Raw genomic sequence first — 13,318 nt, forward strand, 5'->3', positions numbered from 1 at the left:
TTATGAACACCTCTCTCGACATCAGCCAAGATAAATCTTTGCTCTGGTTGATGGCTGTTGCCTGCGGTTTATGTGCAGGGGCAAATTATTATTGCCAGCCTTTAATCCATTCGATACAACAATATTTTAATGTTCCTGAATCTCAAGTGGCGTTAACCGTTACCTTTGCACAAGTGTCTTATGCCTTAGGTCTGCTCTTTATTGTGCCTGTCGGTGACATTGTCAATAAAACCAAATTTATTCCTCTGTTAATGTTTTTGGCTGCAATTGGACTATTTATGTGTGCTTTTGCTGTCAATTTACCCATGCTTTGGCTAGGAACAGTAATTGTAGGATTGTTTTCAGTCGCAGCACAGGTCTTGATTCCTTTAGCAGCCATGGCGGTCAAACCCGAAAAAACAGGGGAAGTACTGGGCTTCTTAATGAGTGGCCTTTTAGTCGGCTTACTGCTGTCCACCAGTCTTGCAGGTTTACTGTCCAATCTGTTCAACTGGAAACTCATTTATGTAGTCAGCGCGGTATTGATGCTGATTTTAGCTTTTTTACTCAAAGCCAAACTTCCACATATTGCAGTATTCAAAATGAGCTATGCCGACATTTTTAAATCAATGGCGGTGCTTTTAAAAGAAGAGCCACGTCTAGGCTTGCGTGCTTTAGTCGGTGGTTTTGCTTTTGCAGCAATGAGTATTCTATTTTCAACCATCGCAGTTTTACTCACCTCCTCTCCCTTTAACTTATCGGATGTCTTGGTCGGTGTTGTGACGCTGATTGGTGTCTTTGGTGCATTGTCCACAGCGAAAATTGGCAAAATTGCCGATCAAGGTCATACCCAATCACTGACTTGGATTGGTCTTTTCGTTCTGGCGCTCAGTTGGTTCTTTTTCTACTGGGGTGGGCAATATTTATTCAGCTATATCATTGGCTATGGGGTGATCAGTTTTGGCTTGACGATTGTGCATACCAGTAATCAAAATATTATTTTTCGTTTACGTCCAGACGCAAAATCACGAATTAATTCTATCTATATGACCGCCTACTTTATTGGCGGAGCTTGCGGCTCTGCACTTGGCGTTTATTCATGGCATCATGGCGGATGGAGCATGACTTGTCTGGCAGGACTGTGTTTAGTTACTTGTTCAGCGCTGTTTGCTTTACTTGATCAGCTTTATCATAATAAAGCACGCCTAATTTAAGCATATGAAGCCTCTTTTTAGAGGCTTTTTTTAATTTTAGTTATGATTTTGGTTTTCGTTATGAGACTTGTACCATCGGATAAAAAGGTTGCACCAAATCAAGACTCTGTGCGTTTTCCAAAAATACATAGATAAAAATCGGCAACAATGCAGCTAAAATAGTACAGGCATCTTGCAGTTGTTTACGATTGACAGCGCTATTGTATGTTGTTCCCCCCAAAATCATTTGATTATGCAAGGTATAAAGTCGATTAAAAACCATCCACAAAATATGGGCTGAGTCTTTCGCCTGTAAAGCACGATGGGCCTGTTTTTTTTCCTGATCAAAACTTGCTTTCCAAGAAATTTGACTTATTTTTTGATTTTGATAGTCCCAAAACCCTTGGTAGACATATGGGTTTTCCAATAATAAAACAATTAGATGATTAAATTTTTGCCAAAGAATTTTATAAACTTTCTGCTCCTGATCCTTTTGGCAGATTAAAGATAAAAACTGTCTTAACGATTGTTTATCCTGCATGATTGCGACATCTTGTGCATACAGTGCATTAAAAGACACCCAAAGGCTGATAAATTTAAGATCAAGATCCTGATCCAATTCGGTTGACTTTTTTAACCAACTTAAGCCGCGATGAATTCTTAAATTAAATGCATCTGAATGTTCTGCTTTTTTACTTTTAAAGATCTCTTCCAAAAGCATCATTTTGCTTCCTCCTACTTTTTTTATTGCTTATTACCACACTGAATGTCTGATGATTTCACAAATACCCATAAATAAATTATGGGTATAATTTATTATCTCATCTTATGCTTCAGACTTGCTGTTTTTTAGTCCGATGTTATTGTTTTTAAATACAGCATGTAATAAGTCGCGCTTCAGTTTTTGATTGTTTTAGGTTTCTACTTATGTCCACTCCTGATAGCCCCACATTTCTGTCGCGCTACGCTAGATAAGACCAGTCGCTTTTTTATTGGAATATTTTATACAATTTAAAAAACTAGACCTAAAAGAGACACGCATAACGTCCAGAATATATGCAATATTAAGCATAACCCTCTAGTTTATTTATATTTTTAAACGTGCACATCTCTTTAAGGTTGGATGGTATTGCTGAAAATAGTCGACTCCTCTGCCCATAACCAATATCCATCATTTAATTTAATCAGTTTTTTAGCCGCGATTTGTAAAGTTTATATGCATTTATTCAATAATCACCGATTTTATCGCCCCTTTTTAGTTCAAATAAAAGGGCGTGATCAAACCAAATCGTTGCTCAGCTAATTATCATACTTTCTAAAACCCTTCGAAAGCTGACTCAAGGTTTTCATTTGCTGCCCAAAACGACGACATGGACGACAGATCAAGATATGCAGTTGTAAGCTACTCTGCTCTTTCAAGACCAGTTGCCGATCTTGTTTTTCAGAAAGTAATTGCGTTGCTTGTCGACAGGTCAACATGAGCAATCCTCCTTAAGTAACCATTTATTTTCCAAACATTCTCTGAGCTTTACCCGACTGCGATACATCAGCACATTTAAATGAGAAACACTGAGTTCCAGTTTTTGACAAATTTCATCTGAACTTAATTCAATCACTTCTCGTAACATAAAAACCTGTGCATATTTGGCGGGTAAGTGATTCAAACAAGCATCAAAAATAATCCAGAAATCTTGCTGCTCCATCATGTCCTCAGGATTTTGCCATGCTTGTGGTGCTTCATATTTATGCCAATGCCCTGAAGAATCAAATAATGCGTCTATGCTTAATTCACTTTCGTCATCATGAAACAATTCGCTCATGGTCACCATACGAGACTTTTTTCTAATCAAATCAACTATCTTATTTTTTAAAATCGCAAAGACCCATGTTTTAAAAGCAGAGCGACCAGAAAAGGAATCGGTATGCTGCAAAGCACTGACCAATGCTTCTTGTACGACATCTTCAGCTTGTTGAAATGAAGAAAGCTGTAAGATCGCAAATTTCAACATTTGTTGTCTTAAATCCGTTAAAAATACTGGATTTTGTAGCTGCCCTAACACGGTATCATGATCGACTGAAGCTTGAGCCATCCCTTTTCCTCAGATTTTTTTATTTTGGAATATATAATAACTTTAGTTTTATTAGAAAGTTAGATAAATTTTTTATTTGTGTTTGAATCTCTACTGCTGATAAATTAGCTACAGCTGACTGTATCAAGTTATTCAGCTCTAACTCAAGCATTGCTTTTTGATTCAGTTGTTCAATTAACAGTGCCAATAAGGGCGATAGCTGTTCAACACAAACCTGATCATCTTCATTTCGCCAAACCATGATCGCACTTGGAACGTGTTCAATTTGGGCAAGTGTTGTATTGATTGTCCAATGATAAACTGGATATTGATAGACCAATACCCATACGTGAGTTCGCAATTGCCAAAGATCGGTTTGCGTATAGATTTTATCTTCTATCTCTAAAGTATCTAAATACAATTCCAGCCATTCAAACTGTAATAGCTCTGCCAACCAAGGATATTGATGCAAAATTGGATGCTGATGATCGGTTAAATATTCCCTAAATTGCAGTGAAATATCATTATAAAATGGTGACTGACACTTGGATTTTTGAAAAAATTCTTCTAGCAATGTTTGCCATTGCTGTTCAGGCAGCATTGAGCGAGCAACGGGATAAACCAAATCAATAAAAGAACAAACATTATTCAATAACAAATCTCGATACACCTGCATACGCTCAAGTGAAAGTGTTTGTGGCACTTGATTTTGTGGCTCACGAATCCAAGTACAAAATTGTTGTTGAGCCTGCTGGAAAGATATCGTGTCTGTATTCATATTCCATCCTTATTCACCTATTTAAGTAAAAATAGGCGGTGTTACTTTTACATCAAGATGTTGTTTTTGTAAGCGCTTAATGGTGCCAAGTTCATCTTGTAATTCTGACCATGTTGGAATATTAAAATCACGTTCTAATAAAGTCGGCTTTACCCCACAAACTTGATAAGTGTAGTGCAATAATTTCCAAACTGAATCACCAACAGCAGCGCCATGGGTATCAATCAATAAGTCTTCACTCAACTGTTCATGTCCTGCAATATGTAAATAACGAATCCGTTCTTTCGGCATTGCATCAATAAAAGCATAGCCGTTACTGCCATGATTTATACTATTCACATAGACATTATTTACATCTAATAACAGTTCACAATCTGCCTGTGCAATCACGGCACACATAAAGTCTGCTTCGCTCATTTCCGCATTAGGCATGAGATAAGTGGAAACATTTTCAATGACTAAGCGCTGCCCAAGAATATCTTGCACCCGTAAAATACGTTCAGCCACATATTTCACTGCTGCCTCGGTCATTGGAATAGGCAATAAATCGTATAAGTACCCCCCATCATGGGTATAACTTAAGTGTTCTGAATAGGTCAAAACCTGATATTTACTAAGGAAGTCTTTAATTTGCTGTACAAATTCAATATTAAGCGGATGAGGCCCCCCAATAGATAGAGAAAGCCCATGACAAAGCAAAGGTGATTTCTCTACACACTGCGCCAACAACTTTGCATGTCTCCCCCCTAAGTTCATCCAGTTTTCAGGGGCAACTTCGATAAAATCAGGATGTGTTTCAGCATTTAAAAACGTTTCAATAAAATCACGCCTTAAGCCTAAACCAACGCCAGAAAAAGAAACCATGCTGTTTTCCTTACTCAAAAAATGATGTCGGATTTTTAAAAAAACCGACATCATCTATATTTCAATGGTTTAATGAGTAGCAGGTTTACCATCTGCTGCATTTTTGCTTGCGCCACATTTAGCATCAGCCGCTTTTTTGCTTGCACCACATTTAGCATCAGCCGCTTTCTTATTTGCTCCACATTTAGCATCGGCTGCTTTCTTGTTTGCTCCGCATTTAGCATCAGCTGCTTTTTTATTTGCTCCACATTTAGCGTCGGCTGCTTTTTTGGCATCAGCCGCTCTCTTGTTAGCACCACATTTCGCTTCACCACATTTACCATCAGCCGCTTTGCTGGCATGTGTTTCAGTCGTTGTAACTGCTGCCGAAACATGTGTTGTTACGCCAACAACTGAAAGTGCCAATAATGCTGCTATAGATGTCATTGAGTTTAACTTATTCATTTTTCATTTCCTTTTGATCAATTTTTAGATTTGTACTTGGGTACGTATTATTAGACGAACAACCATTCAATTTATTACAGTTAAATAAACTTTTTTTTCTTGTAATAAATCAAATTTTCATTCGACTAATATCTATTAAATACTATTCGGTGTGAAATTATCATGAAGAACTTGATTGCTGCTTTGTTACAACGTTATAAAAATTTAGGCATTATCTTAAAACACTTTGATGGACTTGCAGCACTTGGTTTAAGGCTTTATTTAGTGCCTGTTTTTTGGATGGCGGGAACAAATAAGTTGATGAATTTTCAAGACACGATTGACTGGTTTGGAAACAGCGACTGGGGCTTAGGATTACCTTTTCCAAGCATAATGGCTGCATTAGCAACATCGGCAGAGCTGAGTGGCGCAGTTTTACTAGCATTGGGTTTATTCACTCGCTTAATCAGTATTCCACTGATTATCACTATGTTCGTTGCCATTTTTACCGTTCATTTGCCTCATGGCTGGCAAGCCATTGCCGATCCTAATGCCCCATTTGCGAATGCACAAGTACTGGCTTCTGCTGAAAAATTAGAAAAAGCACGTGAAATTTTAGAAACATATGGAAATTATGATTGGCTTACATCGAGTGGCTCATTGGTCATTTTAAATAATGGCGTCGAATTTGCCGTGACTTATTCCGTGATGCTCTTGGCACTCATTGTATTAGGTGGCGGACGCTATGTAAGCCTAGATTACTGGTTCACTCGAAAATAAAATGCTAAAAATACCCCAACCCCAATGAGTAACCCTTTAAAGGAAATCCAGCTCGTTCTTTATCTTTCTGGTTACTCAACTGGGCGTGTTTGGTAATATCTGCTGATGTTATTTTTGTGATAAAATCCTGCGCTATTGAAAATTCTTGAATGAAGCAAAGCCCGCTTATTTTGCTATATCCAAAATGATCGCCTAATGCATCGATATATTCATCAATGGCCTTTGCTAAAGTGATATTGATCACATCTGCGCTGCCTAATAGAATATCTGAATTTTCCTCGATTTCATCCTCATGATTTGCAAGCCATTTTTGAACATGTCACATTGAACTAAACGTTTTACTTTCTTTGATGTTGATAACCCCGTTCCGATTTATTCTAATTTCGGCTCGAAAATGTATTGTTCCATCTGCTCATTTGCATTGTGAAGTTGCCCCATAATTTATGGTCTTATTCTTTATCGGAATCGATAATAGTGTAAATTTTAAAGACTATGGTGCGAAATGAAGCGTAAAAAATCGAAACCAGTCAAAATATGCAACCCTGTAAAGGTATGATTTTTAATATGAATATTAACAACCCCGTTGAAAAAATGAAAGAACCTCGCATCAGTGTTGCACCGATGATGGATTGGACGACATTAAAAAAATAGTAATTAAATTACAATAACTTAATAAAATATAAAAATATTGAGGTGTAAAAATGGTGTAAAAACTATTTATTACAAAAAACTTGGTACAGCGCTTAATAAAGAAAATTTGGGTGGGAAATAATAGCAAAGGTTCTACGAGCCTTGACTTCTCTAGACAGTTGATCTTTAAACATAAGGGGGAATCTTCAATATGTACACAGTTTTGTACACATTTATAAATGCGTATCAAGCCAGTGAAGTAATAACTTAAAATTGACGCAATTGTAGCAGATTTTTGAAAGCATTAACTAATAGCAAAAGACTCGGATCATCAACTGTATAAAGCATATGTACAAGTTATTCTGCTGAATAATTTCTACTGAATGAAGCATTCATATTATTCTTTTACTTGAACAAAATAAAAAGCCAATTACTCACGAATGAATAATTGGCTAAGTTTTTACAAGCCATCAAAGATTAACCAGTTGGTGTTCCGCCACATAACGGTGGAATGAGAACATATTTGGCTCAACGAAATTAAATATTAAAATTTTACTACTTTTACTTTTCTTTTAGATAAACTTTTTTCAGAATCGGAGAGACACCTAGTTTATCTTCAACAATCCAATTCCAAGTATCATCTTCTTTTAGCTTATCTAAAATATAGAGGGCTATATTTTAATATTTTGAGAAACTATCTCAGCTTGTAAAGCATCATTTATTTTGATATTTACCTCTCCTTTATACCCTACCTCCCAATATACATCTACTTTTGTAGTAACGATCTTCTTTGTTGTATGTACCTCTATCACTAAGCTTGAAGCTTGTTTAGGGACAATTGCAACGGTTAGCTTTTCTCCTTTTTTGAGAACCCCAAACATCTTATGGTCTGTTCCAGTTTTAACAACAATACTAGAAATATCATCCTTAGATTGATTGGTAATGACTAAGTCGATCTTATTAAATTGCGAACAACTTATAAGTCCCATTATTACTATAAGAACGCAAAAGGCTTTTAGCACTGCAAAGAATGGAGCCTTCATACTCTGATATCTATATAAAATCATTATCACAACTCCCTCTAACGCTTCTTAGGCTTAGCTATTTCTAACTGGAATAAAACACCTTTTTCAACAAGTTTCATACAATTAACCTTACAACCTTCTGGTCGAAGGCTCATTTGACGACCTAGAGCGTTATTGTAAGTATCCATATAAATTTCATTTACAGGCCCTTTACTATAAGACTCATGTGTGCCACCTATTTTACTCGCCTGATCAACACCAAGTTGCTTCCCCATTTCACACGACCATTGACAATGCCTATAAGCATCAGCAGCACCATTATGGACACCCGAAAGCCCAGAATTTTGTGCATTACTTAATGATTCTTTTGCAATATTCTTAGCTTTAATAGCATCCAATGGCCCAACATTCCCTATATGAGCCATATTCTCTCTGAAACTCCCTACCTGATAATTTTCATAGGCTAAGGCACCAACTGGTTTATTACCAAAAGTAAAAGAACTATTGCTAATAAAGTTTGACGCAGCACTTTCAAAAGACATCTGCCAACCATTCAGATGGCTCATATCAATAGAGTTAAAAGCTAATGTATTATTAATTGAATAATTCATGACATCGTTGAAGCCGTAAATCAACCCTCTCGGATCCACATTCATCACAGGATTACTACCTGCATAAGCATACGGATTCAAGCCACCTTCAAGTCCAATAGGATCAGGCTCCATGTATCTGCCCAGTTCAGGGTTGTAATAACGGTTGTGGTTATAAAACTGATCTGTACCTGCATCATAATACTGACCAGGGAAACGTAAGTTAAAGGTCACTGTTCCTGTTGGATTGCCTAAACCAAATGCTGTTGAGTCCCACGCCCACACAATCGCATGATTACTACTATCAATTAAGCGTCTCGGCGTGTTTTGTGCATCTGTAACAATGTAATAAATCTTGGTTGCTGCACCACTACCATAAATTGCAGCAATTGGTTTATCACCTAACCAGACATATTCAACAAGCACACCATTTTTGTCATATTCACTGATCAAATGACTCGATTCATCATAGACATATTGAGTCATCGTAGCGACAGCACTATTCAAGACATTGTCTCTAAAACTTCGTTCATTTTTATGATTGTAGTTCGAATAATAGTAGTTCGTTGAACTTAGACGATCGACTTTGCGTCTTGCTCCATTGTCATAGGTGGGGGTTGTTCCATAGTTCAACTCGCCATTGCCTGTATGACTAAAACTTTGTGCCACTCCTGCTTTGCTAAAGCTGGCTAGTTTGTTGCCTGTATACGTGTAACTCACACTTGCCGCAGGTTGCATATGCTGCCCCGTTGCAGCTAAACCTGTACGATTACCATTTTTGTCATAGGTATAGCCAATATTGTAAGTCTCAGTTGTCCCTGTAGTTCGACTTTCGCTGGTTTGATGTGTGCTGAAAAAACAGGAGGTTTTAACTTGGTAAACTAAAGACACTCATTAGGAGTTTACCATGAGCAAGAAATTGAATACTTACACTGCAGAATTTAAAGCTGAAGCAATAAAATTGATTGAAGCCAATCAAAGTAATGTATCGGAAAGACCTTTACACAAAGCAAGTGGTTGGCTATAGCTTAAATGAACGTATGACTGCACAACTTGTATGTAATGCACTGACTATGTCGATTCGTAATCAAAAACCAACGAAAAACTTAATTGTTCATTCACTTGCGAAGCAGTGCTTCTCAGGTAGTCAATATTGTAGTCATGAATATCGAAAGATACTGGAGAAATGTGATTTTCAAGGTTCGATGAGCAAACGTGGGGACTGTTACGACAATGCACCGATTGAAAGTTTCTGGGGCATCCTCAAGAATGAATTAGTGCATCATTGCAACTATAAAACCAGAGAAGAAGCTAAAGCAGATATTACAAAGTACATTGAGTTATTTTATAATCAGCGAAGAATTCAAAAGGGTTTGGATTTTAAAACACCAAATCAAATGGCAGAGGACTTTTATCGGTTAGCTGCCTAAAATCTCCCAAGTGGAAGTCTCCTGCTAATTCAACACACATCAGCTCATGTTGTTGCGTATTAGTCGCTATAGGTTCAAGTTTGAGATGAGGGACTCCCCCCTTTCTCAAAGCAACGTGCTCAGCCAAATGTACTGACTTTATTTTTGTGATAATATTGCGCGCGATTGGCAGCTTCTTAATTAAGAGCAGAGAATAGCGTTTCGTCCTTCCGTACTCGCTCCCGACTTCATCCAAATATTTATCTATGGCATCTGATAAGGTCAGATCAATCAGCTTTTCTTTGCCAAGCAAAATATCAGGATTTTCTTGAATTTCGACTTCTCGTTTCTTAACCCAGTTTTCAGCCAGCTTCTTTGAGTGAAATGTTTTACTTTCAGAAAAAGTAGGAAAGCCCTTTCGAGTGATTCGAATCGCAGCACGATAGTTAACTTTACCATCCGCACCTTTCCTTGCTGTAATTGACCCCATAATTTACACCACAAACTGTTCTCCTGATTATGGTGTAAAATTTGGTGTAAATGCAAACCGATTAACCCACCTAAACACAGGTTAAAACAGATTCGCGCAGGTTGCGAAACATAGATTAAAGGTATGATTTTTAATGACTATTAACAAAAACATTGAAAACACTCAATCTCCGCGAATCAGCGTTGCACCGATGATGGATTGGACCACGCGTGACTATCGTTTTTTTGCCCGTTTGTTTAATCCAAATATTATGATGTATACCGAAATGGTGACTACGGGTGCAATTTTATTTGGCGGTGCAGAACGCCATTTAGACTACAACCATGAAGAACATCCTATTGTGCTGCAATTGGGCGGTTCAAATCCCAAAGACTTAGCCACTTGTAGCAAAATGGCGCAAGATTGGGGCTATGATGAAATCAATCTCAATGTGGGCTGCCCAAGTGACCGCGTACAAAACAATAAAATTGGTGCCTGTTTAATGGCTGAACCTGATTTGGTTGCCGAATGTATTGCCGAAATGCGCAATGCAGTCGATATTCCTGTCACAGTCAAACATCGTATTGGTATTGATGACCTACAATCTTATGAAGAGATGCTGCATTTTGTCGACACTGTCGCCAAAACAGGGTGTGATAATTTTATCGTACATGCGCGTATTGCATTACTACAAGGTTTATCGCCAAAAGAAAACCGCGATGTCCCCCCTTTACGTTATGAAGATGTCTATCGCTTAAAGCAGGATCGTCCAAATTTAATCATTGAAATTAACGGTGGAGTCAAAACTTTTGCCGAAATGCAGCAACATCTACAACATGTTGATGGCGTGATGATTGGTCGCGAAGCCTATCACAACCCCTATCTATTGGCAGAAATTGGGCAACTATGGAACTTAGATGCACCAAATCGTTTTGATATTATGGCGCAAATGATGCCGTATATTGCCAAACGTATGGAACAAGGTGCACCGCTTTCAATTATCACCCGTCATATTTTAGGTTTATTCCAAAACTTACCTGGTGCGCGTAAATGGCGTCAGGCTTTAAGTGGTGGTAATGCCAAAAGCTTAAAAGATGTAGAAACCGCGTTAATTAATATTCAAGAAGCCATGCAACGCACTGAAGATTATTTAAAAGAAAAACAGGATGATCTAGCTGCAAATTAATGACACAAAACTCTCACCATAAGCAATGCCAGTCTATTTCTGAATAGGCTGGCATTTTTTTGAATTTTGATGCTTAAACTCGATTTTTAACATTCATTCTCGGCACGATGAATGTGCATAAAATTATTGCTGATTATAAATCGCATGTCCTTGTGCCTTAATCGCAGCAATTTTCTTGCCTTCTACTTTAGCCTGATCCAGTTTACCCGCCTGAACCAACATTCTGGTTTTATCAATTTCTAGCACCAATTGATCAAATAAAGTATCCGAGGTCGGTGCTTTTGCATCACTGGTTTTTAATTTGATTTTTTTTGCATCTAAAGCAGCCACTTTCATATTATCCAGTGCTTTCAGCGCATCGTTCTGATTATCTGTCTTGTTAAACACTTGAAAGTTTTTTGCTAAACTATCCATATTCTGCACAAGCTTGCCAGCAAAACTCAAGCTACTAAATGACAAAGCAATAGAAACGACAACGGTGGCTAAGGTTTTTTTGATCATGATAATATCCTTGTAAAGATCCATTTAAAAACTGTGGCTATTATTGTGGCTGTTGAATGATGCTAAAAATTTGTATTTTAAGCATTAAACATAGTGTAAATAACATAAAAAATGCAACGAATTCGTTGCATTTTAATGAATGAACTCAACTTTTTTAAACGGGCTCTATTTCATGCTGCAATGCATCATGAATCGCTTCCACCAGCTGCTGCGCAATTTCTTGTTTTGAGGCTTTCTCTAAATCACGTTTTTCTAACTGATACGCATCGGCAAAAAATACCGTCATAGCATTTTCATCAGAAGCAAAACCAATATCTGCACGCGATACATCATTGCAGGCAATCATATCAAGCTTTTTCGCCACCAGTTTACCTGCGGCATATTCTTCGACATGACGTGTTTCAGCAGCAAAACCCACCATAAATGGGCGTTTTTGTTGCCCAGCAATGGTTGCGACAATATCTGGATTTTTGATGAGTGAAACATTCAGTTCATCACCCGCTTTTTTAATTTTATGTTCAGCAACTTCTGCCACGCGATAATCTGCCACAGCGGCTGTTGCAATAAAAATATCGCAACCTTCATCAAGCATCTGCATACTCAAATCCAGCATTTGTACCGCAGATGAAACATTAACACGGCGCACACCATTCGGGGTATCTAAGCTGACAGGGCCTGCAATAAGTGTGACTTTCGCACCCGCAGCATAACAAGCAGCAGCTAAGGCAAAGCCCATTTTTCCCGTACTATGATTGGAAATATAACGCACGGGGTCAATCGCTTCACGCGTTGGTCCCGCAGTAATCACCACATGCTTGCCGGCCAGCAAACCAAATTTTTCCGCTATCGCGCGCTGCGCACGGTGGAAATACTGTGTGACCTGATAAGCTAAATCTTCAGGCTCAGGCATCCGCCCTAAACCCACATCACCACACGCTTGTGAACCTGCATCGGGCATAATCACATGCACACCATCTTCAACCAACGTATTTAAATTACGCTGTGTTGCTTTGGCTGCCCACATTTGTTGATTCATGGCAGGTGCGACCCAAACGGGCGACTTGGTTGCAAGATAGAGTGTGCTTAATAAGTCATCTGCTAAACCTGTGGCAAATTTGGCTAAGGTGTCACAACTGGCAGGGGCAACCAATAATAAATCTGCCCAACGCGCCAACTCAATATGCCCCATGCCCGCTTCGGCTTCGGGATTGAGTAATTCAGTATGCACTGGATTTCCCGATAAGGCTTGGAAGGTTAAGGGGGTAATAAAAGCTTGTGCACCCTGTGTCATCACCACGCGGACATTGAAACCTGCATCTTTTAAGCGACGGACTAAAATGGCACTTTTATATGCCGCGATACCACCCGTTACAGCCAATACAATATTTTTATTTGGAATTACACTCAAATCGAAGCTCACAA

General features: G+C 38.3%; 13 protein-coding genes and 4 pseudogenes. 4 read left to right on the forward strand and 13 right to left on the reverse strand.

Annotated elements, in window-relative coordinates:
- Nucleotides 1-2 precede the first annotated feature (2 nt).
- Nucleotides 3-1,193, forward strand: a complete 1,191-nt coding sequence (locus B9T24_RS13265; RefSeq protein WP_086166209.1) for an MFS transporter — start codon at nt 3-5, stop codon at nt 1,191-1,193.
- 58 nt (nt 1,194-1,251) lie between these two features.
- Here the strand turns inward: B9T24_RS13265 and B9T24_RS13270 are convergent, their stop codons facing one another.
- The 6 genes and pseudogenes from B9T24_RS13270 to B9T24_RS13295 all read right to left on the reverse strand — a co-directional run.
- Nucleotides 1,252-1,896: a hypothetical protein gene (locus B9T24_RS13270; protein ID WP_086166210.1), complete on the reverse strand. Its 645-nt coding sequence runs from the start codon at nt 1,894-1,896 to the stop codon at nt 1,252-1,254.
- Nucleotides 1,897-2,471: 575 nt separating this feature from the next.
- Nucleotides 2,472-2,651, reverse strand: a complete 180-nt coding sequence (locus tag B9T24_RS13275) for a zf-HC2 domain-containing protein (RefSeq protein ID WP_086166211.1) — start codon at nt 2,649-2,651, stop codon at nt 2,472-2,474.
- On the reverse strand, nt 2,645-3,262 hold the full coding sequence (locus B9T24_RS13280) for an RNA polymerase factor sigma-70 (protein ID WP_086166212.1): 618 nt from the start codon (nt 3,260-3,262) through the stop codon (nt 2,645-2,647). The genes B9T24_RS13275 and B9T24_RS13280 overlap by 7 nt, the downstream gene beginning before the upstream one ends.
- Before the next feature lie 19 nt (nt 3,263-3,281).
- Complete coding sequence (locus tag B9T24_RS13285) at nt 3,282-4,019, reverse strand: DNA-binding domain-containing protein (RefSeq protein WP_086166213.1); 738 nt, start codon at nt 4,017-4,019, stop codon at nt 3,282-3,284.
- A 21-nt stretch (nt 4,020-4,040) separates the two neighbouring features.
- Nucleotides 4,041-4,883 (reverse strand): DUF692 domain-containing protein, encoded by an 843-nt coding sequence (locus B9T24_RS13290; RefSeq protein WP_086166214.1) that lies wholly within the window; start codon nt 4,881-4,883, stop codon nt 4,041-4,043.
- Nucleotides 4,884-5,024: 141 nt separating this feature from the next.
- A pseudogene (locus tag B9T24_RS13295) lies at nt 5,025-5,327 on the reverse strand (hypothetical protein); the annotation flags it as partial.
- A 162-nt stretch (nt 5,328-5,489) separates the two neighbouring features.
- Between B9T24_RS13295 and B9T24_RS13300 the strand changes: the two are divergent.
- Nucleotides 5,490-6,086 (forward strand): DoxX family protein, encoded by a 597-nt coding sequence (locus tag B9T24_RS13300; protein ID WP_086166215.1) that lies wholly within the window; start codon nt 5,490-5,492, stop codon nt 6,084-6,086.
- Between the two features lie 4 nt (nt 6,087-6,090).
- Here B9T24_RS13300 and B9T24_RS13305 read toward each other — a convergent pair whose 3' ends face one another.
- The 4 genes and pseudogenes from B9T24_RS13305 to B9T24_RS13315 all read right to left on the reverse strand — a co-directional run.
- Nucleotides 6,091-6,330, reverse strand: coding sequence for a hypothetical protein (locus B9T24_RS13305; protein WP_086166216.1), 240 nt, complete (start codon nt 6,328-6,330; stop codon nt 6,091-6,093).
- A 1,057-nt stretch (nt 6,331-7,387) separates the two neighbouring features.
- The gene (locus tag B9T24_RS13310; protein ID WP_143223752.1) at nt 7,388-7,783 is read right to left on the reverse strand and encodes a hypothetical protein; all 396 of its coding nucleotides are present in this window, start codon (nt 7,781-7,783) and stop codon (nt 7,388-7,390) included.
- A 14-nt stretch (nt 7,784-7,797) separates the two neighbouring features.
- Nucleotides 7,798-8,352 carry a DUF6973 domain-containing protein gene (locus tag B9T24_RS17375; RefSeq protein WP_416224364.1) on the reverse strand — a complete coding sequence of 185 codons (555 nt, stop codon included), beginning with the start codon at nt 8,350-8,352 and terminating at the stop codon, nt 7,798-7,800.
- A 15-nt stretch (nt 8,353-8,367) separates the two neighbouring features.
- Nucleotides 8,368-9,168: pseudogene (locus tag B9T24_RS13315) on the reverse strand (RHS repeat-associated core domain-containing protein); the annotation flags it as partial.
- Between the two features lie 155 nt (nt 9,169-9,323).
- On the opposite strand from B9T24_RS13315, the pseudogene B9T24_RS13320 reads away from it, so the two are divergent.
- Nucleotides 9,324-9,761: pseudogene (locus B9T24_RS13320) on the forward strand (IS3 family transposase); the annotation flags it as partial.
- 37 nt (nt 9,762-9,798) lie between these two features.
- Here the strand turns inward: B9T24_RS13320 and B9T24_RS13325 are convergent.
- Nucleotides 9,799-10,230 (reverse strand): annotated as a pseudogene (locus B9T24_RS13325) (integrase); the annotation flags it as partial.
- 133 nt (nt 10,231-10,363) lie between these two features.
- Here B9T24_RS13325 and dusA point away from each other — a divergent pair.
- A complete protein-coding gene (gene dusA / locus B9T24_RS13330; protein WP_086166218.1) occupies nt 10,364-11,395 on the forward strand; it encodes a tRNA dihydrouridine(20/20a) synthase DusA in 1,032 nt (343 codons plus the stop codon).
- Between the two features lie 123 nt (nt 11,396-11,518).
- On the opposite strand, the gene B9T24_RS13335 is transcribed toward dusA, so the two are convergent.
- Together B9T24_RS13335 and coaBC are read right to left on the reverse strand one after the other, a co-directional pair.
- The gene (locus tag B9T24_RS13335) at nt 11,519-11,896 is read right to left on the reverse strand and encodes a cytochrome b562 (protein WP_086166219.1); all 378 of its coding nucleotides are present in this window, start codon (nt 11,894-11,896) and stop codon (nt 11,519-11,521) included.
- Nucleotides 11,897-12,050: 154 nt separating this feature from the next.
- Entirely contained in the window at nt 12,051-13,316 is a 1,266-nt protein-coding gene (gene coaBC, locus B9T24_RS13340) for a bifunctional phosphopantothenoylcysteine decarboxylase/phosphopantothenate--cysteine ligase CoaBC (protein WP_086166236.1), read from the reverse strand.
- Between the last annotated feature and the right edge of the window lie 2 nt (nt 13,317-13,318).

Source organism: Acinetobacter sp. ANC 4654, assembly GCF_002135425.1.
GTDB classification, from domain to species: domain Bacteria; phylum Pseudomonadota; class Gammaproteobacteria; order Pseudomonadales; family Moraxellaceae; genus Acinetobacter; species Acinetobacter kyonggiensis.